Origin of the sequence: Rossellomorea sp. NPDC071047 (genome assembly GCF_050270195.1) — a bacterium.
In the GTDB taxonomy this organism is placed as follows: Bacteria; Bacillota; Bacilli; order Bacillales; family Bacillaceae_B; genus Rossellomorea.
Genome location: NZ_JBNNJT010000001.1, coordinates 918,860 through 943,893, shown reverse-complemented (window position 1 = coordinate 943,893; position 25,034 = coordinate 918,860). Strand labels below are relative to the sequence as shown.

Here is a 25,034-nt window from a genome sequence, read left to right as displayed (position 1 = left end):
GAGAAATGGTTCAGTATAAAGAAACCAATATAGATATAACAGGAATGACTTGCGCTGCTTGTGCGAATCGAGTCGAAAAAGGTTTAAATAAAATGGACGGTGTAGATAATGCAGCGGTCAACTTCGCGATGGAGAAAGCAGCGGTAAAATACAATCCGGAAGTAGTGAAACCAATTGAACTTCAAAAAAGGATTCGGGATCTAGGTTATGACGTACAGCTTGAAAAAACCGAGTTTGATATTACCGGAATGACCTGTGCTGCGTGTTCTGCAAGAATCGAGAAAGTATTGAATAAGCAAGATGGTATACAACATGCAACGGTTAATTTAGCCTTAGAAAAAGCAACCATTGAGTATACCCCTGGGACAATCACGACAGATCAAATCATTAAAAAAGTTGATTCGATTGGCTACGGTGCAACGGTAAAAAATAATAATCAAGAAAAACAAACCGATCATAAACTTCAAGAGATTCAGAAGCAAAAACGTAAATTCATATGGTCACTATTATTATCGCTTCCCCTATTGTGGTCAATGGTCAGTCATTTTGAATTCACCTCATTCATCCCAATACCGGATGTATTAATGAACCCTTGGGTACAAATGGCTTTAGCGACACCTGTACAGTTTATTATCGGGAAACAATTTTACCTAGGTGCTTATAAAGCATTAATAAATAAGAGTGCCAATATGGATGTTTTAGTCGCACTTGGTACATCGGCTGCTTACTTTTACAGTGTGTTTATTGCCTATCAGTCGATCGGATCGGGAATGCATATGGTTGAGCTGTATTTTGAAACTAGCGCCATTTTAATCACACTCATCATTCTCGGGAAATTGTTTGAAGCGAAGGCAAAGGGGCGTTCTTCTGAAGCAATAAAAAAGCTTATGGGTCTTCAAGCTAAAACCGCAACGGTGGAAAGAGATGGAATTGATGTAGAAATCCCATTAGAAGAGGTAATCACAGGAGATATTGTGTACATCAAACCAGGTGAAAAAGTTCCAGTAGATGGAGAAGTCCTCGAAGGACGTTCAGCACTAGATGAATCGATGATTACGGGAGAAAGTGTTCCGGTGGATAAATCTATAGGTGATACATTAATTGGTGCCACAATGAATAAAAACGGATTTCTTAAAATGAAAGCTACAAAGGTAGGAAAGAATACAGCTTTGGCACAAATTATCAAAGTGGTGGAGGATGCTCAAGGTTCCAAGGTTCCTATTCAACGATTAGCGGATACAATATCAGGTATATTTGTCCCTATTGTTGTAGGAATTGCAGTCCTGACATTTCTTGTCTGGTATATTTGGTTTGACCCGGGTAATTTTGCCGAAGCACTTGAAAAACTGATTGCCGTACTTGTGATTGCCTGTCCGTGTGCCCTTGGATTAGCTACACCGACTTCGATAATGGCAGGATCGGGACGTGCAGCAGAATTCGGGATTCTTTTTAAAGGCGGAGAATATTTGGAATCAACCCATGGAGTTACAACCGTTATACTCGACAAAACTGGTACTGTTACTAACGGTGAACCTGTTTTAACAGATGTAATAGTGGAAGCTGGTATTGACGAAGAGGATTTTCTTGCTTTAGTTGGTGCAGCGGAACGGTCTTCTGAGCATCCACTAGCAGTTTCAATCGTTAAGGGGATTAAAGAAAAAGGGATTACTTTATTAGGTAGTCAAGAATTTGATGCTATACCAGGTTATGGTGTAAAAGCAAAAGTTGGGAATAGTGAAGTGGTCATCGGTACCAAGAAACTTATGGAGCAAAATGGTGCCCAGATCAATCATGTGTTAGAAACAAAGCAAACTCTGGAGACTGAAGGTAAAACGGTCATGCTCGTTTCTATTAATGGAAACTTTGCCGGCCTTGTCGCTGTAGCAGACACTATTAAAAATACTTCTAAACAAGCCATCCAACGCTTAAGAGATATGGGCTTAGAAGTCATCATGATCACCGGTGACAATCAGCGGACCGCTGAAGCAATTGCAAAAGAAGCTCATATCCAACATGTACTTGCGGAAGTATTACCTGAAGGAAAAGCAAAAGAAGTTCAAAAACTGCAGAAGGAAGGGAAGAAAGTAGCGATGGTCGGGGATGGAATCAATGATGCCCCTGCACTTGCGATGGCTGATATCGGAATGGCGATCGGAACAGGTACTGACGTAGCCATGGAAGCTGCCGATATCACCCTTATCCGCGGCGACTTGAACAGCATTCCGGATGCTATCTTCATGAGTAAGAAAACCATTCGCAATATTAAACAAAACCTGTTCTGGGCCCTGGCTTACAACTCGCTCGGCATCCCCATAGCGGCAATGGGATTCTTAGCACCTTGGCTTGCTGGAGCTGCAATGGCATTTAGTTCTGTGTCCGTTGTGTTGAATGCCCTGCGTCTGCAGAGAGTAAAGCTGTGAAATTAAAAGAGATCAAAGGGGACATGACCTTTGATCTTTCTTTTTCACTCGAGAAGCTTGTCGATATTCAACAAATCAATCGGCAGGGATTTTCCTTACCTATTGACCATTCTAAAAATCAATGGATTTATTATTTATATTGATTGATATGTTTCCCTCATTCTTAGAATCCTTCAGCATCTTTTTTGGGAATCCGACTCTATTTCGATTTTGATTCGGAGGACCAATGACTACAGAATCCTTTATTGGTGACAGAGCCTCTGCGATAACTTCCGGGTTGATGCCATAGGATAGCTCGAATACCTCAGGGGGAGTTAGACGCAACGTATCCGATCCCTCTGCCGTTTCAAATTGATCATTATTAAAAAAAAGATGCAGGTGTGCTTTATCTGATACCGGTGTGATCCAGTGCCACCATGCCATAGGAATAAACACCACTTGCCCCGCTTTAGCACTGTACTTATGCAGCTTATTTGTATCGGGATCAATGATTGATATGACGGCTTCACCAGAAACGACAACATCCAATTCCCATGCATTCGGATGCCAGTGAGGTTCGCGTATATGGCCCATTGATAGATATAGATCTACGAATGCACCTCCAACCATAGCCGGCAATTGAGTGGAAGTCACTTCATAGGCGACATTATCGGGGTTTCTCTCAAAGAATACATTCTTTTTCGAATCAAAGAAGAGGTTGGGTGTACCACTCGTTTTCTTAATATTCGTATTATCCGGCACATAACCTGATTTCCCCATTTCATTTCCCCCTTTTGGTAAATAACCAAATAATTCAACTTATAATGTTTATATGATTGATCGAGGGAATGGGTGAATGCGTATAAACGCATTCACACTCTTAGATATGCTATCTAAGAGGTGTGTCCTAGAATGAAAAGAGAACTTTCAATTATCGATCCGTTTCCGTGAATTTGATGTCAATCAGCTTTTCAGTATCCGTTTCAAACTGAATGTCTACAAATACACCAAATTCTTTCCCGCTTCGTTTTAACCATAGCTTAAATTTCTCAGTCGATACCTTCGATCCGTTTTCCTTACCGATATGGAGATAGTCAACGATCGCTGCATCAGGGTATTTCTCTTGCGTCTTTTTTACTGCCAGACTTCCCCATTTAGCATACGAGGGAATTTCTTGTTGAGCGTGCACCTTCTGATTGAACTCAACGATTGTCGTATTGGCAAGAAAAAGCGTGAATAGAATCATTGGAATAAGTCGTTTCATTTTCAATATCATAACCTCTTTTTATCTTGTAGGTTTGTCCAGTCACCATGAAAATATTCTACATTTTCCATTTCTCTTACAATTACATAATTAAATGAAATCTTTTTTCTTGTTAGAATATTCTTTACTTACTACTCATAAAATCTTAAACTGTGGGTGTGGGAAGAAAATATTACCAACAATATGAAAGGAGGCGATGACGATGATGACAATCGTCGACGTAATTCAAAAAATAAATGAGGATGAGGTTCTATATATTAAAACATAGCGTAGGAGGACATTATGAAGACAACTTTGGAGCAAGTGAAAATCGTAGAATATCATGAAGGATTAGCAACAGGAATTGCGAAAATGTGGAATGAAAGCCGTGAAAACTGGGGTGGAGATTCTGTTATCACAACAGAACAAGACGTAAAAGACAAGGAAGCTAACTCCACGAACCTCCACCTGTTTTTGGCTATGGTGGGAGATGAAGTGGCAGGCTACTGCGGATTATCTGAATATCGAGAGGACGAAGGTGCCTTATACATTCCTCTTTTGAACGTGCACCCCAAGTATCAAGGGTTAAAGATTGGCAAACAACTCGTATTGAAAGCTTTAGAGAAGACTGTGGAATTAAAATGGCCGAGACTGGATTTATTTACGTGGGCGGGGAATACAAAAGCCGTCCCTTTATACAAAAAATGCGGATTCTTCTGGGAAGAGCGCGATGACACCGTGCATCTGATGAATTTTATTCCGATGGTGCTTCAAATTGACTGGCTTAAGCCTTTTTTTGAGAAACACGATTGGTATACAACGAGTCAGCGTTTAATTGAAATTAAACCAGATGGACTGAAAGATCGTGATCATACTTATTATGAATACAAATGGGAAGCCGGAAATGAGTTCGTTCGGATTCAATTTGAACGAACTGGGCGAGGAATTCGCTTAGTTGAAACGCAGGATTTTTTAGTGGAAATGACGCTGCCTGACTTTAAGGTGCTCGAGGAAAAAGAACACTATGTTACTTATCATATAGAGAATCGCAAAGAGAATCCGGTTGAAATCTCCCTAAGAGGAGTATCATCTCCTCATGTAAAGCATGAAATCCATGAGAACGTTTTAGTGGCTAAGAACTGGATTGGAGAATTCCCTGTCAGTGTCGCAATGCCAGCTAGTCAACCAAACCCTTGGAAAAAGCACCCAACTGTTGGGGTTACAGTTGAAGTGGATGGTCAGTCAATCCCATTAGCATTAGGGGTCTTCCCTAAACAGGCGGGGAAGCTTCATTTAAGATCGGTAAAAAAGAATTGGAAATCCCATGGTAAAGGAATGCTCTATCTTGATTTGGAAAGCCAATTAGAAGAAGAAACTACCTGGACGATTAAACTGCCTGTAAATAAGATAGTAGAGTGGGAAACGTCAGAAGTGTTGGTGAAAATCGAAGGGAAGAGGAGAGTTTCGATTCCACTTCCGATCCAGCTATTGAAAAATGGCTTTTTGTCAGAATCGGTGAATGTAGCTGTTAAACGTAAAGACGGGAAGGCGACTACTTTTTCCACTCGGCTTTCATTGGCTCTACCGGGTTTTGGGGCGAAATTTGGTGGTGAGACAGATGAGAGTTGGATCGCATTTAACGGTCCGAACTACGTTGAGATTGAAAAACGAAACCATATCGTCAAAGTAGGCTCTATGAATGCAACCCAAGACCCGATCACTTTCTTTACACCAAAATTCGGAAAACCATATAGTGAAGAGTTTTCTAAAAAAGAAGCTTCTACTGTAGAATATATTGAGCTTTCTGAAGCATTCGTGATGAAAACAACACTAAGGTCTGATGCATTTTCCTCCATGCTTCTGAACACCTATTTTAAGATTTACGGTGATGGTTTAGTGGAAATCAAACATGAAGTGGTGAATGCCGGAGAAGAAGACAGGAAGCATATTTCCCTTATTCAGCCCGTTTTTATTAACTTCGAAGGAATGGCTATCCCACAAAGGAATGGGGTCTTGATCGGGAATGAGTCACTGGTTCCTTTTATGGAGTATATTAATGATAAAGATATGACTGAACGTTGGATTTTCACACGTTCTTCAATTGGAGATACTATTTGCCTTGCTTGGTCAGAGGGAGCTATTGGAAGAAAAGATGATTGGCGAATGGCTCTTGAATATGAAATCGACCTGATACAATCCCAGGAAAAAACATGTTTTGGCCCTATCCAGGTCGGGATCAATACGTCCAACCACTGGTCTAAGTGGCGGGAGTTGGTGTTGGGTGATGAAGGAGACATGAAAGAGCTGCCCCTGTATACTTTGGAAAAAACAGGTGGAGATATTATTTCTTCTGTTGGTGAAAGGGAAGATTATTCATTCCATTCCATGCTTACTCCTTATATTCATGGTAAATTAACCGTTCATTCAGAAAATAAAATTATCATGAAAGAAGTGGATAAAGCTGAGTCAGTTACCCGTTTGAATCTTGGACTTGAGCATTCTTCACCAGGCTTGAAATGGTTAGATGGGCAATTCGAATCCAAAAGTCACATCGGAAAAGTAGAAGTAATCCAACTTGTTAAAGGGAATAGGAAAGTAAAGGTTGAGAGGGACGAAGATGTTTGGTCTGTAGATAATGGCGTCATTTCATTTAAAGCATCATCTGCTTATTATCCTGGTATCTATTCCTTATCGATTGACGGTAAGGACTCGTTGGATCATCTATATCCAAACCCGGGTCCACGGGCGTGGTGGAATCCTTGGGGTGGAGGTATCAGATACTCTTTCCAATCCGTTAGTTCCTATTCAATGTTGAAAGAGAATACTGCAATCGGATCTGTAACAAAGTTGGATCAACAAGGCCATCAGTGGGCAGGGATTTGTTTAACGACAGAATTTAAGGAACATGAAAAGATGAAGGGTATTGTTCTTCGTCAATATGCTTTAACACTTCCAGAAGTGCCGGTACTGGCTGTATTCGCAGAGATTCAGCAGGATTCAGGAAGAACGTATACGAAGGAGTTGCTGGATTTAGAGGCTTTCTTCATGACTGGAAAAACATTAACATCCAGCTTCGTTAAACTTCCAACACAAGGGATGGTTCATAAATACTATGCAGGCCTCGAGGAATTCGTATTGAGAGATACACCATTTATTACGGTTGGATCGGATGATCACCAAGACTCTGTGACTTTAGTTCACCCAAGCACCAGAAAACGGTCAGAAGCTTACTTGAACCAAGATGTTCTTCTGGTAGCATCAACAAACGAATGGTCTGCAGCAACGGGAAAAACCATCGTAATCGAACCAACTATCCTATTCTACGGTGAAACTCAGTCTGCACAAGCAATCAAACCACTACAAAACATTCGATTCACCTAAAAATCCCGCGAACCTACCCCTGCTGTAGGTTCGTGTTTTTAATTGGGGAGGGACGGACCTTCAAATGTAAGGATTGTTCGATAAAGGGCTAAAGAGTTTGAATAAGTACATATTGGAGGTCCGTCCCTCAGAAAAGAACATATTCGATGAACCTTTTCACTCCCTCATTGGTATAGCTTATGAGAAGAAAAGAAAGAGGAGTGATCGTATGGATCAAGGATGGATAATTTCCCTTATTGTGTCGGGGGTTTTAATGGTGTTTATATTAGCCGTTGCGATTCCAATGGAAAGAAAATATATTGTCAGGGAAAATGGAAAGATCAATTATAAAAAAACGAAGATCTTTTTAAGGTGGAATATGTTTGATACTATGTCTCTTGGATTGGCGATATATACGGTAATCTGTGTACAAATATTAAATGTGCTGATTATTAATGGAGAAACTGTAGAGAATGGCTATGTACAATTTTTCACCAACCAATCCCAGGCATGGACATTGGTTTCGTTTATTTATTTGATTGTCCGGATTTCCAACACACTGAAAGCGATTAAAGAACGTTGGGGCGATTCAATTGAATGATTCAGTAGAAGACTGGATGCTTGCGTATCAAAGAGGAGATCAAGAGGCGCTGGAAAAGTTGTACCGTCTTTATAAACCTTCACTGTATAGCTTCATTTACCGCTACAGTCGAGATGAGCAACTTAGTATCGATGTGGTTCAGGATACGTTTGTAAAACTCCAGATCAATAAATTGAAATTTGATTCTGTAAAGGGAAAAGTAAAATCATATCTATTCCAAATTTCCTATCGTATTATGATTGATAAATTAAATCGACGTAAGAAATGGCGCTCCCTATTACCATTCTTAACTCCTATAACGGAAGACAGCCTTTCAAAGGATGACAGAATGACCGTACAAGAAGCTGTCGCCAAATTGCCTGACTTGCAACGAGCAGTGATTCTCTTATTCTACTTTCATGATTTAAGCCAAAAAGACATTGCACATATATTGCAAATCCCTCTAGGCACAGTCAAGTCAAGAATGCACCAGGCTATTCAAATATTAAAAAAAGAATTGGAGGATACGGAGTATGACTCAGGATCCCTTTAATAAAGAATACAATCTTCGTAAAAACCTTGACGAATATGGGGTTGAAGTACCCAATTTCCCAATGAAATCATCCAAATGGGATCGCCTAATACATTACTTAGCTTCTCCTGCACTTAACCCATTTGAACGGGTCCTATCCTCCAGTAATGGATACACCCTTTTACGAACTGCACCTGTAATTGGTGTTGTTATGTACGGAGCTGTTCAAGTCTTTATGTGGTAGTAGAGAGGGACGGACCTCCAAATGATCCAATTTGCCAGATTATCATATTTTCAGTCTGTTGGAGGTCCGTCCCTCACAGTTAAGCAGTACTATTGATTTTTATTTATATTCTTTTCACCATTATGGTCTGTATCCTCATCCTCCATCAATCCACTGACCGCATGTTTAAATTCTCTTATAGAAACACCGGCAGCTTTTCCGAGCTCTGGAAGTTTGCTTGGTCCAAAGAATAGTAGTGCTACGAACAAGATAATCGCTATTTCACCAAAACCCAGATTCATTTTTATTTCCTCGCTTTAATATAGAAGTAGTGTCAGTACGTAACTTTGCTTTAATTTACTTCAAGTCGAATATTTCAACAATTTCTCTCCACTTAATCATCATATCCCAAGAGAATCGAGGGACGGATGAGATGATGCTATTTCCACTCACTTCTCCAGATACCAGTATCGTCCCAACAAAGCTAAGTAGTAATAGAGAACAGAAGATATAACAAGAAATAGATTCCTTACGATATTCATAATTTCCCATATGAATGCACCTCGGTTTAATTTAATTTTCAAGGACCCATGTTTATTTTAAATAGGCACTGCAAAAAAACTCTTAACTGCAAAGAGAAAAAAGGGTTTACCATCACATGTATTTTTAGAATGAAAGGAATCAGAGGTAATTTGAATGGGACATGACTACTTCAAGAAAGCCCAATGAGTCTGGAGATATCTCAGTGCTAAATAGACATCCAGCTAAAGGGATTAATTTGAAGTGTAATGTTGGAAGAATGGATTTTTTATTAGAAGTCATACTATCTTGTTTCTGAGCCAGCGAAGGGACCACGTCGATAATCATGTCTGCATCGGTTAAAAACACATGGTCTGAAATAGAAGTCACATCATCAAAACTTAAGAATACCGGGCTTTGATTCTGTTGTTGAACAGGAACTGTCCCTAACACCATGCTCAATATCATCAATAACAACATTCTCATCACAGTCACTTCACCTCCCAAGATAATATTAAAACTAATTATAGCTTAATTTCTCCCTGTGTCTATAACAAGTTAAGAGGGACAAGTTAAGAGGGACGGACCTTTAAAGAAAAGTAAGTGACAAGGAGAGTGATTTTTACCTTTTCGAGGTCCGTCACTCAAGTTATACTCAGAGTTTAACTTTTGTCTTTGCGGGTATAGGAAATTGAATATGTATATTTATGGAAGGGGATTGAAGATGGAAGAGAAGGTTGTTCATTTTTATGAATCTAAGAAAAGGTTAGGTTTGTTAGCGATTGGTAGTATATTATTTGTCCTTGTGTGTTTGTATTTATCGTTTGAATTCTTCTTTGTTGACGTTAACTACTTTATGGGGACCGTTTGTGCATTAGGCGGGGTGTTTTTTCTCTTTTGCTTGATTCAGATCTTTAAAAAGCTCACCTATAACGTGCCTCATGTAAGCCTGACAGAGGAATATCTTATTTTATATGTGTTACCGGAACATCCCGTTAACATCAGCTGGGAAGATATTGAAAGCTATATTCCTTATGAGATTTACCGGAATGCTTTTATCGGGCTGATTCTTTCCAATGAAGAGAAATACCGCGAGAAAATGCCGGATAAGTTAAAACGCATGTCTAAGGTCAATGTGAAAATGGGGTATCCACAATACAATATTGTAAAAAGCAATCTTAAAGAGCCCCAACAATTGCTTGATGAATTAAGCCTTCGTATCCCTCACACAAAAATAATTTCTGAAGGCAAAGGTGTTTCTCATACTAATCCATTATGAAATGAATATTTTCACACAAAAAAAGGTGAGCATCAATTGCCCACCTTTTCAACATTTCACTATTAATATACTTTATCACCATTAAAGATTGAATTCTTTACTACAACATAATCCACTGTTCGGATTGCTTCAAGCTTTGTTCCACCAGCATAGGAGATTGAAGATTGAAGGTCTTGTTCCATTTCGATCAACGTATGCTCCAGTGACCCTTTATGTTCAACAAACATCTTTTTACCTTCAACATTTTTCTTTTCACCTTTTTGGAACTCTGAAGCTGATCCAAAGTATTCTTTAAAGAGCTTGCCGTCTTTTTCGATTGTATCTCCCGGGGACTCTTCATGGCCAGCGAATAGGGAACCGATCATCACCATGGACGCACCGAAACGAATGGATTTTGCAATATCTCCGTGTGTACGGATACCACCATCAGCGATGATTGGTTTTGTAGCGGCTTTTGCACACCAGCGTAGAGCAGCAAGTTGCCAGCCACCTGTTCCAAAACCGGTTTTGATTTTCGTAATACATACTTTTCCTGGTCCGATTCCCACCTTTGTAGCATCGGCACCGGCATGTTCCAATTCTCTTACAGCTTCTGGAGTACCAACGTTCCCTGCAATCACGAAGCTCTCAGGTACGTGTTGTTTAATATGTTGAATCATGCTGATTACCGCATTTGAATGACCATGGGCAATATCGATTGTTATAAATTCCGGTGTCAGCTTCTCTTCTGCTAACTGCTCTACAAATGCATACTCTTCATCCTTAACACCTACAGAAATAGAAGAAATCAATCCCCGGGACTTCATATCTTTAATAAAAGAAATTCGTTTTTCAGGCTCGAAGCGATGCAGGATATAGAAATAATTATTTTCAGCTAAATATACAGCAATTTTTTCATCAATAATGGTTTGCATATTGGCAGGTACGACAGGTAACTTAAATGTATGTCCACCAAGGGTCACACTCGTATCACATTCAGAACGACTGTTAACCACACATTTTGCAGGAATTAATTGAATATCTTCGTAATCAAATACATTTTCCATTATTACACCCCTAAACACGAATATTAAAGTTTGTTTATTTTGTAAATGTTCGTCCATAAGGTAATTTACATCATTTTCTTATCAATGTCAAAGATTTTTATCATTTTAGGGGGAAAGGCTTTAAGTTTTGGCACATAGTCTTGATTCAACAAGCATTTAAGCGTTTGCAAATAAGAGTTTATGAACCACTGAAAGAGAGACTATGTTACAGTATAAGGAAGAAGAGCTTATGAACAATCCGTATGTTAGGAAAGGTGGCTAAGCTATGTACTGGGTAATCGCTCTATTCGATGAAAAGACTGAAGAGTTGATACAAGATATATGGAAGGAACTTACCGTAAAAAATATTTCTTACTATGAGGAAGAAATCAATGATGCGCGTCCCCATATTACGATAGGAAGTTATGAAGAATTAGATAAGAAAAAATACATACAAGCATTAGAGGAGTATTATGAACATAAAAAACCGATCGATATCACTTTCAACACCGTAGGTTCATTTCTAAACTTTGGAACTCTATTTTTCTCCCCGACCATCACAGGAGAACTGCTAAACTTTCATTCGGATCATCATGATTTTTTTCACGAATTCAATGAATCAGCTAATCCTCTCTATCTTCCTGACAAATGGATTCCACACTGCACTTTAGCCAATAAGCTTTCACCGGAAAAATTATCTCAGGGCTTTAAACATTGTTTAGAAAGAGGAGACTTAATTGAAGCGAAGTTAACTGGTATTGCTTTAATTGAATTAGTCGATGATTCAAAGAATTGCATTGACGCTCCGATTGTTTATTCAAAATCATTATTGGAGTAAAATGGAACCTTTTCTGAGGCGTTCTTTGGTTGATTATGGTATCCTGGCGAAGAACGACTCTTCAAGGGGGTATTCCAATGATGGAACTAATCAATATTATTTTATTCCTTTTATTCATCGTATGTAGCATGGAAATATTCGCAATGGGAAAACAACAAAAACGAATGAATGCGACCATCCAAGAGCTGAGAGACGATATTAAGAAATTAGTGAATCACGACAGGTAGTAGAAAGTGCGATGCTTGCTTTAACTCCCTGATTCATATAACACACAAAACGCAATGGAAATCGCTCCATTGCGTTTTGTGACGAGGTTATACGAATTGATTATTTTTCCGGAACTTCTCCATCAGACCTCTGGCATACACGTTCGCTTTCCCCACATCTCCTTTTTCCATATAATAATCAAACAGCAAAACGCCGTAATGCTCCATTGGGAGAACGTAGCCCATTTCCTGAAAATGAGGATAAGCTTTATCTTCCAGGTATTGAAAATACCCTTTTTTGTCTTCATTGACATTCAATTTGTGTAACGTAAAGAAGTGATAGAACGTTTTGTTTTCAGTTTTTTCGGATAAAGTCAAACCTTCCTCAATAATTTGAAGTAACTCATCTTTTGAGGTCCGTCCCTCTTTGGTAAGGGCATTTATGTATCCTTCAAGTGAACCGAGGTAGTTTGGGTCCTGTGGTTGACGGGTGTTGACGGACTTTTTGTAGAGTTCGCTTGCTGACTTGAATTCTCCACTTCTTAGTTGGTGATAGGCGTAGTTATGGTGAAGAAGTGCTCGTTGATGCTCCAATTCGTAAGCTTCTGCCATGTCTATTAATCGTTGGTATTCTTTGCTTTCCACATTGGAATCATCGGATTGTTCAAGTTGGAGCAGCATCAGCATCTCTGACTCGATCATCCGGGAGAAACTGCGCATCTCGACAAAGAATTGCAAGGCTTTATTCGCATAAAAATAGGCTAATACATTTGAATGAATGGAATGGTAGGCAACGGCTAAATCATAAAAACATTCCCGATTTGAATAGTCGTCCAGGCAAATCTTCTTAAGCATTGATATGGCTTTGAAGTAATCGTGGTTTACCCTCATATGATAAATTCCATTAATGTGCAGCAACATATTTTGCTCATATGGACTAAGTCCTGACCACATCTTCATTTCTTCAATAAGACGTTTCGCAAGTTGATTTTCCCCGGAAAATAAATGATATCGAGAAAGAATCAGAGTATACGTACGATAAAAATCCTGAATCTGCAATAAATGAAACCCTTCCAGTCTTTTCTTTATGGAATCTGCCTTGATTTGCAGCTTCTTAATGATTGATTCATGCCATTCTTTAAGAAGGGAATCGATACTCTTATAATTCTCTAATTCCTTTTCCATATGAATTCCTAATCGTTCACTTAATAATTGGATCGTTTCCTTTGAGACCTCAGTAAGTCCTCGTTCTATTTTACTGATATGGGTAGTGGAACAAATACCTTCTCCCAAATCCTTTTGCTTAATCTCTTGTTGTTCTCGATAGAACTTGATAATTTTACCTTCCAGCATGATCTCATCCCCTCCTGCAATCGTTCCAATTCATCCAATATTATCATAACCCCAATTAAAAATTGTCTTTTTAGTAGTTTTTATATTAGTTTCCGACAAAAAATAGGTCTATATCAGTTGATAATGTGATTCCTGTCAGTAGTAAAGACCTATTCAAAACCCCGATAGCTACTGAACTGAAAGCATACTAGAATATAGTTGTACTACTATTGAGAGTACTTGTTAAATAAGAAAAGAAAGAGGTAGGAATTATGAATCCACACTCAATCGCGAAACGATCGGCATTGATCGCCCTTTCCACGGGTTTACTGTTATCTCCGGTCAATACCTTGTCCACCCCCACCGTTACGGCAACGGACTTAAAAGCAGAAGATATAGTAGCTTCTTTAACAGAAGAGCAAAGGCTTGCTTTGAAACGGTTGGAGTTAAACAAATTGAAAGGTCTTCAAGGCTTCAATGAAAGCGAATTGAATTCTGAAGAAGAAATCACAGTCATTGTTGAGTTTCATTCAAAACCATCTGATGTAGCCGTGTTAGAAGCTGCAGTAGAGGGGAAAAAGTTAAAGAAAGAAGAGGCTAAAGCGAAAGTAGACAACGAGCACGAAGTCTTTAAACAAGATGTAGAAAAGCACCTATCAATTCTAAACAAAAAAGAAAAAAAAGCAGTGCCAGAAATCACACAAACATATAAAACCACCTATAATGGGGTGGCTATAAAGCTACCAGCCAATCAGGTAGATCAGCTCCTTCACTCAAAAGTAGTCAAAGCAGTGTACAAAAACCAAACATTTACGGTTGATCCCGTTAAAATGGCATTGCCGACAGATATTGATCGTAACATCACCACATCGGTAGAGAGCCTGCCTTATTTAAAAGTTGACGAATTACATAAAGAAGGGATAACAGGGGAAGGAATCAAAGTAGGTGTCCTGGATACGGGAGTGGATTATAATCATCCAGATTTAAGGGACGCTTATAAAGGCGGATATGACTTTGTTGACAATGACAATGACCCAATGGAAGCAACATATGAAGATTGGAGGGACTCCAGTCAGCCGGAATTAAACCAAGTAGGCTCTACTTATTACACTTCACACGGTACACATGTATCAGGAACCATTGTAGGACAGAACAAGAATGATAGTGAAGTATCAGTTGAGGGAGTAGCCCCTGATGCTGATCTATACGCTTATCGAGTACTTGGTCCATACGGAAGTGGGTCCTCAGAAGGGGTGATAGCAGGGATTGAAAAATCTGTAGTAGATGAGATGGATGTTATCAATCTATCACTTGGCGCAAGTATTAACGATCCTTATTACCCAACGAGCACTGCGTTAAATTATGCTGTACTTAATGGGGTAACCGCTGTCGTATCAGCCGGAAATTCAGGATCTAATGATTTCACTCTTGGATCACCTGGTACAGCAGCACTGGCATTAACCGTTGGGGCCAGTGATGTACCGGTATCACAAACCACTTTTACAGGAAAACTATCAGGTGGATGGTCCACGGATGTCTTCAGCATGGCAAGAGGATTTGCTCACCAATTTACCAGCTTAGATGACAAGTCCCTTGAATTAGTGGATGTAGGCTTGGGGGATATACAAGACTATGAAAATAAAAATGTCGTAGGAAAGATTGCTTTCGTAAAACGAGGCGGTTTTGCTTTAATTGACAAAGTTAGGTTTGCCAAAGAAAATGGGGCTGAAGCAGTCATTATGTACAACAATGCGGAAGGTCACGTTGGTTATAATCTAGGCGAATCCACTCACTTTATTCCGGCTTTCTCCATGACCAAGAAAGCCGGGGAAGAGTTGAAAGAAGCAATTGTGAATGGAGAAAACACTTTCACATTTAGCAACTTAGAAGAATCTTTCTCAGAAGGGGACATGTTGGCAGATTTCAGCTCAAGAGGCCCAGTTAATAAAAACTATGATATGAAACCGGAAATCGTCGCACCCGGCGTTAGTGTTCTATCCACCTTCCCTTCCTATATGGTGAATCCAGAAAATCCGGAAGACTATAAATATGCTTATGCAAGATTGAATGGAACTTCAATGGCGTCTCCTTTTGCCGCTGGTGTGGCCGCGTTACTACTGGGAGAGAATTCTGACCTTGAACCGTCAGATATCAAAACTATCCTTATGAATTCCGCTGATCCATTAAACTCAGATTACAGTGTGTTTGAAGTCGGAGCAGGTAGAATCGATCCTTATCAAGCACTTCACAGTCAAACGAAGATACAAATAAATGATGAAACATTGCTTCCAAACGGAGAGAACCTGATCACAATCAAAGAACAAACCGGCGGCTTAAGCTTTGATAACCAGATCGTTTCAGAGGGTTCTCACATTCGGGTCAAAAAGACACTCGAATTCACAAACGACAGCAGTGAAAAAAAATCATACAACGTAGAGGTTTTAGAAAATGTTCAAGAAGGAACCAATAGTCTAAAGGAAAACGGCGTACAGGTGAATGTTGACAACTCTGTAAAGGTCAATGCAGGGAAGGCAAAGAAATCAAATGTATACCTTACAATGCCGAAGACAGCAAAAAAAGGCATTTATGAAGGATACCTAGTCATTTCCAACAGCAATGATTCCAGTGAAAGCTACCGGGTTCCTTTCAGCGTGAAGAAATCAGAGGAAGGATTCAACTCACTGGATTTACTTACACCAACAATCACGCCATCACATTATAATCATGCATATGATGGATACAGAAAGACGTCGGCAATGGTGTTATTCAATTTAAGCTCACCAGTTGACACGTTGGATGTCATCCTACAAGATGGCAAATCCGGAAAAGACTTGGGCTTGATCGGTACACTGGATATGAATGAAGCAGAAGACAACCGTGATTATTTCTTACAAGCCTTTAACGGCAACTACTATAAATTCACCGGGAATAAAAAGGATCCGGTTGCATCTGAAACGAGTATCGCCCAACCTGGCCAGTATAAACTGAAATTCGTTTCAACCTTACCAAGCGGAAAACAGGCAATCATTATGCATGATTTGTTCATTGATATTGAAGCTCCCGCAGTGAAAAGTTCACTCGACAGTGAATCTCCTTTCATTGAATACAAGCCAGGACAACAAACTGTGCCATTTGAAATGGAAGTGACAGATTCTAACGTAGAATCTATGCAAAATGCCGGATTGGAAATTGAACAATCGTCCAATTTCGCAGTTTATACGTATGGAGTTCCTTTCCCTAACGGTCCTATCTATATGGATGAGAATGGGAAGTGGAAGGAAGAAGTAGAGATGAACGAAAATGCCAAATCCCTTTCATTCAATCTGATCGGTTATGACGCTGCTGGGAATCAGGCGAAATGGAAAGAATACTTCTTCGTGAAAGAAGGTACTCCTGTTACGTATGCAAAACACAATGTGGAAACCGCGAGATCAGGAGACATTTTATCCGCTTCACTCGTGTTAGATAATCTTGATGGGGTGAAAGAAGCGACCTGGTCGTTTGATGATTCAGGAATACAACATGTATACCTTGTTGAAGCTGCCTTATCAAATGAATTAGAGGATTATGCATCCATTGAAGTGGATGGAAATCAAGTGAAAGTGAAATTCGATGAAAATAAAGCATTTGACCAGACAGAAGTGGTTGATGTAAAAGTGAAAGTCCAAGACGAACTATTCTATCCGATTGGATACATCAAACCTACAGCTAAGATCATCAATGCAAACAATGAGGAGCAGACCTTGCTCAGTGCCGGTAATCGCTACAATCTAAAACCTAGATTTAACCGGGTTCAAGGAAACTTGGTACCAGAAGGGTATCTTGTTGAAAGTGGCGGTTTTGCTGGATACAGGGACTGGGCAAAAGTAGGAGCTTCAATCAAGGTAACCAATCCTTCTGGGTATGAACTTGATGCTTCCGACTTGTTTAATGGGAATGCACGTTTTGAAATTGAGCCTCTACCGTTAAGTAATGATGCCTATACATTTGAAGTAAATGTTCCAGGACATTTTATTACAAAATACGATAAAGCATTTGGGTTTGAATACAAAGGGACTCTATACGGAAAATCAGAAACTATCGGTATAAGTTTAGTAGGCGGGGATGTAAACCAAGACCATGTAATCGACATCCATGACGCTATTGCGATTCAGGAAGCCTGGGGTACTGATGACCGTGCGTCAGATATCAATTTTGACACAGTGGTGAATGAAAAAGACTTGAGCATTGTTGAGAAGAACTATTTACAGCAAAACGAAGACGCAACGAGTCCACCAGTACCTGCCGATTCTTGGAATGGAAAGACATTGGAATCCATAAAAAAAGAATTAGGACTTTAATCCATTTACCTTATTGTAAGTTGGCAGGGGGTGTACGAAATGAAGAAGTTATCATATGCACTGCCTGAAGTAAACACCTGATGAAATCCTAAAAAGGAATGACCTCTTTCTGAAGAGGTCATTCCTTTTTCCTCTCAAACGATTCCCCGGTCATCACATTCATAAAACGTTCGAAAAACGCCCCATACTCGAACGAAAAGGCAATCCGATGCTTTTTTGCTTCTTCTTCAAACTGAATGTACGGTCTGATATCAGCAATGCTTTGTCCGCGGTGGATGCCAGTGTTCGAAGTCACCACATGAACGGGTAAATTTCGAAACGTGAACATATCTTCATTGACTGTTGACATCAAGGTGATGGCATCATGAACCGGGCTTCCTTTAATCAATGGATTTCTCTTTTTGTAAAAACCGTAGTAATAGTCTAAGAGGGGCTTAACAAGTTTTGACCGTCCTTTATACTCGATGTAATCAACCATTTCAGGTGTTACGATGGCATGGTCAGTTACATTTAGGGGGATAATGGTAAGGTTACTCGCATAAGTCAAAACAATTTTAACTGCAATTGGATCAGAATGAAAGTTTGCTTCGGATACCGCCGTTACATTTCCAGGTACCCAGAACGCTCCCCCCATAATATAAATCTTTTTTACTTTGTTCATAAGAGTCTGGTATAAAATGAACATATTCGCAAGGGACGTCAGCCTTCCAATGTTTACAATGATCAGTTCATCCCCATATTTCTCAATCAATCTAATAATCTCAAAGAAATTTTCAATAATACCTTCATACAGACCAGGCTTAATTGGTCCAAGTCCATATTCTCCGTGTATTTCAGGATAGAATTTAGGCTGCTCTGCAGTCATCGGAACCTCTGCTCCACCAATAATCGGAATCTGATCTTTAAGGTTCAACAGTTTCATGAGGTAGTGAACACTTGCTACAGCACGGGATCTGGGGACATTTCCATAATCAGCTACGACCCCGACAAGTTCAATTTCTTCACTTAGATAGGAATAGATCAAGGCAATCGTATCATCGATTCCTATATCCGCAAATAACAATACCTTCTGCATGACTCACTCACCACCTCTGCAATATGTATTACTAGTATATGGAAAACAGTATTCTGATTATGTGTATAGGGACCCCTCCCAAAGAACCAAAAACTTTTATAAAAACAGGTTGAACTTTACGTTAACGTCAATGGTAAACTTAAAGTATCAAAATTTTCTAACAAAGAGATGATCACTATGATATTCACGATAACTCAGCTGGCTAAGGAATTTAACGTAACGACACGAACGATAAGGTATTATGAGGAGCTAAATCTATTGCAACCATCAAGGAGCGAGTCAGGAAGGAGGATTTATTCAAAGAGTGATATCACGAAACTGAAATTGATTTTCAGGGGAAAACGGTTCGGCTTCTCTTTGGATGAAATCAAAGAAATGGTCCTTCTATTTGATCAGGATCGTTCTGGAAGAAAGCAATTAGAACGCACGATTGAATATGGAACCAAACGAATCGAGGAGGTGACAACATTTATTGAAGAGCTCGAAGCCATGAGAAAAGAGATGGAAGAACTAAGGGATGAGTTTACAAGAAAATTAAATGAGACAGGGGAGACATCAGATTGAATATTTCACGTTTATTGTCACGAAATGCCCGTAAATATCCAACACATCAAGCCATAGTTACAGAAGGAGAAGTGTTAACCTACCAAAAACTTAATGAAGCAGTTAATCAATTTGCCTCAAGTTTACATCATCGCGGTATCGGTCTTGGAGATAAAGTGGTGTTATTCATGCCAAACACGAAGGAATTCGTGATCAGCTATTTCGCCGTTCTCAGGCTAGGGGCCATCATTGTCCCTGTCAATGCGAAACTGACACAAATTGAGCTTCAATACATAGTGGATCACAGTGATGCTAAAGCCATTCTCCTTCACGAATGGTTATGGGAAACCTGTAAGGATTTAAGAACTAATGAGCTATTGTGCGTGAAAACAGGAAATGCCCAAGACTCATGGAAGTCCTTTGAAACCTTACTAAAAGAAGGAAAGACTGATGAAATCGATTGTCTATTAACTGAAGATGATGAAGCGACAATCCTTTATACATCCGGCACTACAGGTCAACCCAAAGGCGTCCTGTTCACTTATCGAAACATACTTGCTGTCTCCATCATGATGTGCGTTGAATTTGAAATGAAGCCAGAGAGCAGAATTCTACATATGATGCCTCTCAGTCATTCTGCACCCCTTCACCTTTTTCTTGTTGCCGGCACGTATGTGGGAAGTACCCACGTCCTATCACCAACCTTCACACCAGAGAGCTTACTCACGCTTGTCGATCAGGAACGGATTACCCACTTCTTCGGCGCACCTGTTGCCTACCTATTCACTGCCAAAATGCCGAACATCAACTTCTACGATCTCACATCCATGAAATACTGGGTCTACGGCGGAGCACCCATATCACCCGAAGAAATTAATTATATTAAAGAAAAATTAGGGACGGACCTCCTTCATTGCGTATACGGTTTAACCGAAGCTGGCCCAAGCGGGACTTTATTAACCGCTCATGAACACCAAGAAAAAGGGGGAAGTATCGGGAAGAGAGGAGCCTTGGGAACCGACATCATCATTGTCAATGAAGCTTTAGAACCGGTAGGTGTCAATGAGGTAGGAGAAATTCTCCTTTACGGGGAAGGAAATATGAAAGAATATTACAAAGACCCTGAAAAGACAAAAGAGACTTACATGAACGGCTGGCTGAAAACGGGCGACCTCGCAAGGATGGACGAAGATGGATACATCTGGGTGGTCGACCGGAAGAAGGACATGATTATTTCAGGTGGGGTCAATGTTTATCCTAACGAAATTGAAGAGCAATTGATCAAGCATCCAGCAATTTCTGAGGTGGCAGTAGTCGGTGTCCCCCATCCAGAGTGGGGGGAGACAGTAAAAGCATATGTTGTAAGTTCATTTGATGGTGAAAAACTTGCCCGAGAATGTAAAGCTTATCTAACTGGAAAACTGGCAAGCTATAAAATTCCGAAACTGTATGAAGGAATTCCGGCTCTGCCGCGTAACGCCACAGGGAAGATTTTGAAACAAGTACTGCGCGACGAAATTCAGGAGGTGAAATCATGAATAAAATTAAAAACTTCTATTATGAGGATCCTCATTTTCAGGAACTCATGAAGAGATATCTGGACAACGATTTTTTCGGCTGGGCTGATCAAGAGCTGGACGCATTCGGTGGATTGTGTGCAGGGGAAATTGATGATCGAGCTGTACACACTGATCGTGAAGGGCAGCCAAGGCTCATCAAATATAACCGATTAGGGGAAGAAATCTCTGAAATCTGGGTCAATGAAGGCTATAAGAAAACGGTTGAACAAACGTACAACAGGGGAATCGTCGGATATATTCATAAAGACATTCCTGCACTCGGTCACAAAGGAAACTATGTGTATTCCTATGCACAAGGCTACCTTCTATCTCAAACAGAGCCTGGGTTCTATTGCCCGGTCACTTTATCCATGGCTACAGCACTGCTTCTTGAAAAATACGCGTCAGACCAGGTCAAAAAGAGATTCCTGCCCCATGTGCTCTCAACAGGAGAAGTGGAACTATATGAGGGAGCTACATTCTTAACGGAACGACAAGGAGGGTCTGATGTTGGCGCCAATGATACAAAAGCCTTCAAAAATGGTGATACTTATCAGCTTTTTGGTGAAAAATATTTTGCATCCAATTCAGGAATGTGCGGAGTGACCATGGTGCTTGCCCGTATCGATGGTTCTGGTGATGGGACGAAAGGGCTCAGTCTGTTTGCGGTTCCTTGGAGGAATGATGATGGTTCACTGAATGGCATTCACATTAGAAGATTGAAAGATAAACTCGGTGTCCGGGCTGTCCCGTCAGCAGAAGTGGAATTCGATGGAGCTGAAGCCTATCTTGTAGGGGAGCCGAATCGCGGCATCTATTATATGTTGGAGGCACTGAATCTTTCCCGGGTCTGCAATGCCGTTGCCTCGATCGGCATCATGAGAAGAGCCTTTCTGGAAGCAAGAAATTATGCATTCTATCGTGAAGCATTTGGTCAGCCGTTATCCCAATATCCGATGATCAAAGAAACATTGTCTCGTCTTGCAGCCAAGCAAGAGGTAGAAACAAGTGCAGTATTTCATCTCGTTCATTTATTTGATCGCGTCGTATCAGATGATATCCCGACGATAGAAGAAGAGTCAGTCTTCAACAGATTACTTATCGCGATTTTGAAAAAGGAATCAGCAGAACAAGCCATTCATTTCTCCCACGAAGCCATTGAAATGCACGGAGGAAACGGCTACATCGAGGATTTTGTTTTGCCTCGTTTACTTAGGGATGCCCAGGTATTGACGGTGTGGGAAGGAACAGCGAATATTTTAGGACTTGAAGTATTAAGGTTAATGAATAAGCATCGGGCTCATGAGTACTTTTTGGTGAAAATGAAAGAAGAGCTATCCAATTTGCCAGAAGAGCTTCTGTTGTTTAGCACCCCAGTTACAGACGGTATCGCAAAACTTGAACAATTATTGGAAAAAGTAGCAGGGGGAGACGTCGACACGCAAACTTATCATTCAAAACGAATCGCTGAATTAATGGCCAATATATTCGAAAGTGTCATCGCACTAAAGGATGCCCATACAATGGGAGGAGATAGGAAGCGAATGATCGCTGAAGTGTTTATCCAGCATACATGGAAACAAACCGAATGGATTGATGAGGAAATGAAATCAGTACAATATTTCGATGAAATTGTTGGTGTAAGTGTAAAAGTGTAAAATAATTGGCCCCTAAGCTCGGCTGGAGTTTAGGGGCTTGTTTTATTTTTCGCAACAACAAGGACAATCACATTCCTTTTTCGTCTTACACTTACAGCGTTCACATGAACACTCTTTTTTCACCAAGAAAATCACCCCCAAATATGACTTTTATTAATAATCATCGTAACCAAAACTTCAATTTTAATACATTCAGGATAAGGTTAGAGGATGTTCTTATAAATTTTCAGGAAAACAATAATAATCGCGATTTCTTGTTAAATATGAAAATTTAAACATATTTGTGGTCATATGGATTGAATAACACGAAAGGTAAAATGGACCAATTAGTATTTTATTATAATATTGTTATGGTAACTAACAATTCCGACAGAAATTGAGTTATTTACAAATAATACAAAATATTATCCATTTGTTTACATATTTAATTCAATAAGGTAATATATGTAATTGGAATAACATAATTATTTGGGGGAGGAATTAATCATGAAAAAATTATTGGTACCATTTCTTTTGCTTTCTATGAGTTTATTTATTGCTGCGTGCAGCAGTGAAGAAGGAAGCACAAATGAAAAAGACAAAGAAACGGACAGTGCTGCAACAGAGGAAACTTCAGAATCAGATGAAATGGAAATGAAGAGTGCTCTATTAGACTATCAGATGGAGATCATCAACACAGTGAATGCAAATGACTCTGCTATTTATGCATTTGAAACAGCCAAGGCGAAAGAAGAGGACAAACCTTCTGATGAAGAGATCGCTAAAATGAAAACTGATGCAGAAGCGGCAGCTAATACCGTGGCAGAAGACGTTCATGCCCTGGAAGTTCCTGCTGCACTTGATGGTAAAAAAGAAGAAATCAAAGGTGCGTTAGATGACCTTGCAAAATCGTACGAAACTAGAGCTGCCAATCTTTCAGATGAGGCGAACGCCGAATACACAGAATCAGATGAACAATTCGCTGCGTTTGAAGAAAAAATGGCCGCCGTTTATGAAGAAGCTGGTCTGACAAAACCAAGTTTTTCTGCTGATATTGTAGATTAATGGCAAAAGATTTATAGAAATCAATATTTAGGACCAAATAGGATTGCACTTGCAGTCCTATTTTTTTATGAACTCATAAAAGTTTACTCAACAAAACATTTTTAACCCCTTCATAATAAGATAGCTGGACTAAAGAAGGTTGCTATAGACCCACATGAGTGGTGATTGATATGATAAGCACAATTAAAGTATGGAGGATTCAACCTGTGGACCAAGAAAAATATGAACAGTTAAAATTAGGTGAACGCGGAGCCATCATCAGTATCCTTGCCTACATCGTATTATCAATAATAAAATTCATCATTGGCACCACGGCCAATTCAGAAGCCTTGCAGGCAGACGGCTTGAATAATGCGACAGACATTGTGGCTTCTGTTGCTGTCCTTATTGGACTTAAATATTCCAGAAAACCTGCAGACCAGGATCATCCCTATGGTCACTGGAAAGCAGAAAGCGTTGCCTCTCTAATTGCCTCATTCATCATGATGATTGTAGGAATTCAAGTACTATATAATGCCATACAGTCTGTATTTGATGGAAAGACTCAATCACCCGATCTTCTTTCAGCATGGACAGGGGTGGGTGCAGCTATCGTCATGTACCTGGTTTATCGCTACAACAAAAGATTGGCTGAAAAAATAAACAGCCAATCTCTTATGGCTGCTGCAAAGGATAATCTTTCAGATGCATGGGTGAGTATCGGAACAGTAGTGGGAATTATTGGAGCTCAATTCTATCTTCCTTGGTTAGACCCTTTGACGGCCGTTTTTGTAGGTCTCTTGATTTGTAAAACCGCATGGAATATTTTCCGGGAAGCTTCACACTATTTGACAGACGGGTTTGATGAACAATTGATTCAAGCATATGGGGAGACCATTCAAACTATACCGGGTGTAAAAGGGGTTAAAGATATACGGGCGAGAAACTACGGGAACAACACTGTCGTTGATGTCGTTATTTTAGTAAGGTCAACACTTGATATTAAACAGGCACATAACATTTCAAGCGTAGTAGAGGAAAAATTGATGAAGAAGCATGAAGTGTACGATGTGCATGTACATGTGGAGCCGAATTAATGGGTAGGAGGTTCCTCATATACTTTTTATTGGCTGCAATAATAAACTGAATAATTTAGTAATCATTAAAAAGACCCGACATGGGTCTTTTTTTGATGAAAGTCAATTCATCTTAAATAACAGCAAAAATAAGGTTCACCCCGATGACAATCAGCATCCAGTAAAGAATTCCTAGGAGGAGGGATGTTGCTTTTTGATAAAAC

The 25,034-nt window shown here is 39.8% G+C and carries 22 protein-coding genes; 14 read left to right on the top strand and 8 right to left on the bottom strand.

Annotated features, from left to right (window positions below):
* Positions 1-5: 5 nt before the first annotated feature.
* Positions 6-2,420: a heavy metal translocating P-type ATPase gene (locus ACQKFO_RS04980; RefSeq protein ID WP_427597200.1), complete on the top strand. Its 2,415-nt coding sequence runs from the start codon at positions 6-8 to the stop codon at positions 2,418-2,420.
* Between the two features lie 111 nt (positions 2,421-2,531).
* Here ACQKFO_RS04980 and ACQKFO_RS04975 read toward each other — a convergent pair whose 3' ends face one another.
* Positions 2,532-3,179: a cupin domain-containing protein gene (locus ACQKFO_RS04975; RefSeq protein WP_427597199.1), complete on the bottom strand. Its 648-nt coding sequence runs from the start codon at positions 3,177-3,179 to the stop codon at positions 2,532-2,534.
* Positions 3,180-3,330: 151 nt separating this feature from the next.
* Positions 3,331-3,663 carry a DUF3889 domain-containing protein gene (locus tag ACQKFO_RS04970; RefSeq protein WP_427597795.1) on the bottom strand — a complete coding sequence of 111 codons (333 nt, stop codon included), beginning with the start codon at positions 3,661-3,663 and terminating at the stop codon, positions 3,331-3,333.
* A gap of 282 nt (positions 3,664-3,945) precedes the next feature.
* On the opposite strand from ACQKFO_RS04970, the gene ACQKFO_RS04965 reads away from it, so the two are divergent.
* From ACQKFO_RS04965 to ACQKFO_RS04950, 4 genes are all read left to right on the top strand, one after another.
* On the top strand, positions 3,946-7,023 hold the full coding sequence (locus ACQKFO_RS04965; protein WP_427597198.1) for a GNAT family N-acetyltransferase: 3,078 nt from the start codon (positions 3,946-3,948) through the stop codon (positions 7,021-7,023).
* 208 nt (positions 7,024-7,231) lie between these two features.
* Positions 7,232-7,603: a group-specific protein gene (locus ACQKFO_RS04960; RefSeq protein WP_427597197.1), complete on the top strand. Its 372-nt coding sequence runs from the start codon at positions 7,232-7,234 to the stop codon at positions 7,601-7,603.
* Positions 7,596-8,135, top strand: a complete 540-nt coding sequence (locus tag ACQKFO_RS04955; RefSeq protein WP_427597196.1) for an RNA polymerase sigma factor — start codon at positions 7,596-7,598, stop codon at positions 8,133-8,135. The genes ACQKFO_RS04960 and ACQKFO_RS04955 overlap by 8 nt, the downstream gene beginning before the upstream one ends.
* Positions 8,116-8,358 (top strand): hypothetical protein, encoded by a 243-nt coding sequence (locus ACQKFO_RS04950; protein ID WP_427597195.1) that lies wholly within the window; start codon positions 8,116-8,118, stop codon positions 8,356-8,358. The genes ACQKFO_RS04955 and ACQKFO_RS04950 overlap by 20 nt, the downstream gene beginning before the upstream one ends.
* An 89-nt stretch (positions 8,359-8,447) precedes the next feature.
* Here the strand turns inward: ACQKFO_RS04950 and ACQKFO_RS04945 are convergent, their stop codons facing one another.
* From ACQKFO_RS04945 to ACQKFO_RS04935, 3 genes are all read right to left on the bottom strand, one after another.
* Positions 8,448-8,639: a twin-arginine translocase TatA/TatE family subunit gene (locus ACQKFO_RS04945; RefSeq protein ID WP_427597194.1), complete on the bottom strand. Its 192-nt coding sequence runs from the start codon at positions 8,637-8,639 to the stop codon at positions 8,448-8,450.
* A gap of 55 nt (positions 8,640-8,694) precedes the next feature.
* On the bottom strand, positions 8,695-8,889 hold the full coding sequence (locus ACQKFO_RS04940) for a hypothetical protein (protein WP_427597193.1): 195 nt from the start codon (positions 8,887-8,889) through the stop codon (positions 8,695-8,697).
* A gap of 129 nt (positions 8,890-9,018) precedes the next feature.
* Positions 9,019-9,351 (bottom strand): hypothetical protein, encoded by a 333-nt coding sequence (locus tag ACQKFO_RS04935; RefSeq protein WP_427597192.1) that lies wholly within the window; start codon positions 9,349-9,351, stop codon positions 9,019-9,021.
* A gap of 229 nt (positions 9,352-9,580) precedes the next feature.
* Between ACQKFO_RS04935 and ACQKFO_RS04930 the strand changes: the two genes are divergently transcribed.
* Positions 9,581-10,135 carry an STM3941 family protein gene (locus tag ACQKFO_RS04930; protein WP_427597190.1) on the top strand — a complete coding sequence of 185 codons (555 nt, stop codon included), beginning with the start codon at positions 9,581-9,583 and terminating at the stop codon, positions 10,133-10,135.
* 62 nt (positions 10,136-10,197) lie between these two features.
* Here ACQKFO_RS04930 and guaC read toward each other — a convergent pair whose 3' ends face one another.
* Positions 10,198-11,181, bottom strand: coding sequence for a GMP reductase (gene guaC / locus ACQKFO_RS04925; protein ID WP_427597189.1), 984 nt, complete (start codon positions 11,179-11,181; stop codon positions 10,198-10,200).
* Between the two features lie 265 nt (positions 11,182-11,446).
* On the opposite strand from guaC, the gene ACQKFO_RS04920 reads away from it, so the two are divergent.
* Both ACQKFO_RS04920 and ACQKFO_RS04915 read left to right on the top strand, forming a co-directional pair.
* Positions 11,447-11,998 carry a 2'-5' RNA ligase family protein gene (locus tag ACQKFO_RS04920; protein ID WP_427597188.1) on the top strand — a complete coding sequence of 184 codons (552 nt, stop codon included), beginning with the start codon at positions 11,447-11,449 and terminating at the stop codon, positions 11,996-11,998.
* Positions 11,999-12,075: 77 nt separating this feature from the next.
* Positions 12,076-12,225: a hypothetical protein gene (locus ACQKFO_RS04915; RefSeq protein ID WP_427597186.1), complete on the top strand. Its 150-nt coding sequence runs from the start codon at positions 12,076-12,078 to the stop codon at positions 12,223-12,225.
* An 87-nt stretch (positions 12,226-12,312) separates the two neighbouring features.
* Here ACQKFO_RS04915 and ACQKFO_RS04910 read toward each other — a convergent pair whose 3' ends face one another.
* The gene (locus ACQKFO_RS04910) at positions 12,313-13,557 is read right to left on the bottom strand and encodes a helix-turn-helix domain-containing protein (RefSeq protein ID WP_427597184.1); all 1,245 of its coding nucleotides are present in this window, start codon (positions 13,555-13,557) and stop codon (positions 12,313-12,315) included.
* Positions 13,558-13,808: 251 nt separating this feature from the next.
* On the opposite strand from ACQKFO_RS04910, the gene ACQKFO_RS04905 reads away from it, so the two are divergent.
* Positions 13,809-17,876, top strand: coding sequence for a S8 family serine peptidase (locus ACQKFO_RS04905; RefSeq protein ID WP_427597183.1), 4,068 nt, complete (start codon positions 13,809-13,811; stop codon positions 17,874-17,876).
* Positions 17,877-17,994: 118 nt separating this feature from the next.
* Here the strand turns inward: ACQKFO_RS04905 and ACQKFO_RS04900 are convergent, their stop codons facing one another.
* Positions 17,995-18,951, bottom strand: a complete 957-nt coding sequence (locus tag ACQKFO_RS04900; RefSeq protein ID WP_427597182.1) for a nucleoside hydrolase — start codon at positions 18,949-18,951, stop codon at positions 17,995-17,997.
* Positions 18,952-19,128: 177 nt separating this feature from the next.
* Here ACQKFO_RS04900 and ACQKFO_RS04895 point away from each other — a divergent pair, with 177 nt between their 5' ends.
* From ACQKFO_RS04895 to ACQKFO_RS04875, 5 genes are all read left to right on the top strand, one after another.
* A complete protein-coding gene (locus tag ACQKFO_RS04895; RefSeq protein WP_427597181.1) occupies positions 19,129-19,515 on the top strand; it encodes a MerR family transcriptional regulator in 387 nt (128 codons plus the stop codon).
* The gene (locus tag ACQKFO_RS04890) at positions 19,512-21,032 is read left to right on the top strand and encodes a class I adenylate-forming enzyme family protein (protein ID WP_427597180.1); all 1,521 of its coding nucleotides are present in this window, start codon (positions 19,512-19,514) and stop codon (positions 21,030-21,032) included. Before ACQKFO_RS04895 ends, ACQKFO_RS04890 begins: the two co-directional genes overlap by 4 nt.
* A complete protein-coding gene (locus ACQKFO_RS04885; RefSeq protein ID WP_427597179.1) occupies positions 21,029-22,711 on the top strand; it encodes an acyl-CoA dehydrogenase family protein in 1,683 nt (560 codons plus the stop codon). Before ACQKFO_RS04890 ends, ACQKFO_RS04885 begins: the two co-directional genes overlap by 4 nt.
* A gap of 486 nt (positions 22,712-23,197) precedes the next feature.
* Positions 23,198-23,755, top strand: coding sequence for a hypothetical protein (locus tag ACQKFO_RS04880; RefSeq protein WP_427597178.1), 558 nt, complete (start codon positions 23,198-23,200; stop codon positions 23,753-23,755).
* 206 nt (positions 23,756-23,961) lie between these two features.
* A complete protein-coding gene (locus ACQKFO_RS04875) occupies positions 23,962-24,831 on the top strand; it encodes a cation diffusion facilitator family transporter (RefSeq protein WP_427597177.1) in 870 nt (289 codons plus the stop codon).
* The last annotated feature ends 203 nt before the right edge of the window (positions 24,832-25,034 follow it).

What these genes read in the sequence shown, in the direction of transcription:
- ACQKFO_RS04980 (WP_427597200.1), top strand. Translation starts at nt 6, where the DNA reads ATGGTTCAGTATAAAGAAACCAATATAGATATAACAGGAATGACTTGC.
- ACQKFO_RS04975 (WP_427597199.1), bottom strand. Translation starts at nt 3,179, where the DNA reads ATGGGGAAATCAGGTTATGTGCCGGATAATACGAATATTAAGAAAACG.
- ACQKFO_RS04970 (WP_427597795.1), bottom strand. Translation starts at nt 3,663, where the DNA reads ATGAAACGACTTATTCCAATGATTCTATTCACGCTTTTTCTTGCCAAT.
- ACQKFO_RS04965 (WP_427597198.1), top strand. Translation starts at nt 3,946, where the DNA reads ATGAAGACAACTTTGGAGCAAGTGAAAATCGTAGAATATCATGAAGGA.
- ACQKFO_RS04960 (WP_427597197.1), top strand. Translation starts at nt 7,232, where the DNA reads ATGGATCAAGGATGGATAATTTCCCTTATTGTGTCGGGGGTTTTAATG.
- ACQKFO_RS04950 (WP_427597195.1), top strand. Translation starts at nt 8,116, where the DNA reads ATGACTCAGGATCCCTTTAATAAAGAATACAATCTTCGTAAAAACCTT.
- ACQKFO_RS04945 (WP_427597194.1), bottom strand. Translation starts at nt 8,639, where the DNA reads ATGAATCTGGGTTTTGGTGAAATAGCGATTATCTTGTTCGTAGCACTA.
- ACQKFO_RS04940 (WP_427597193.1), bottom strand. Translation starts at nt 8,889, where the DNA reads ATGGGAAATTATGAATATCGTAAGGAATCTATTTCTTGTTATATCTTC.
- ACQKFO_RS04930 (WP_427597190.1), top strand. Translation starts at nt 9,581, where the DNA reads ATGGAAGAGAAGGTTGTTCATTTTTATGAATCTAAGAAAAGGTTAGGT.
- guaC (WP_427597189.1), bottom strand. Translation starts at nt 11,181, where the DNA reads ATGGAAAATGTATTTGATTACGAAGATATTCAATTAATTCCTGCAAAA.
- ACQKFO_RS04920 (WP_427597188.1), top strand. Translation starts at nt 11,447, where the DNA reads ATGTACTGGGTAATCGCTCTATTCGATGAAAAGACTGAAGAGTTGATA.
- ACQKFO_RS04915 (WP_427597186.1), top strand. Translation starts at nt 12,076, where the DNA reads ATGATGGAACTAATCAATATTATTTTATTCCTTTTATTCATCGTATGT.
- ACQKFO_RS04910 (WP_427597184.1), bottom strand. Translation starts at nt 13,557, where the DNA reads ATGCTGGAAGGTAAAATTATCAAGTTCTATCGAGAACAACAAGAGATT.
- ACQKFO_RS04905 (WP_427597183.1), top strand. Translation starts at nt 13,809, where the DNA reads ATGAATCCACACTCAATCGCGAAACGATCGGCATTGATCGCCCTTTCC.
- ACQKFO_RS04900 (WP_427597182.1), bottom strand. Translation starts at nt 18,951, where the DNA reads ATGCAGAAGGTATTGTTATTTGCGGATATAGGAATCGATGATACGATT.
- ACQKFO_RS04895 (WP_427597181.1), top strand. Translation starts at nt 19,129, where the DNA reads ATGATATTCACGATAACTCAGCTGGCTAAGGAATTTAACGTAACGACA.
- ACQKFO_RS04885 (WP_427597179.1), top strand. Translation starts at nt 21,029, where the DNA reads ATGAATAAAATTAAAAACTTCTATTATGAGGATCCTCATTTTCAGGAA.
- ACQKFO_RS04880 (WP_427597178.1), top strand. Translation starts at nt 23,198, where the DNA reads ATGAAAAAATTATTGGTACCATTTCTTTTGCTTTCTATGAGTTTATTT.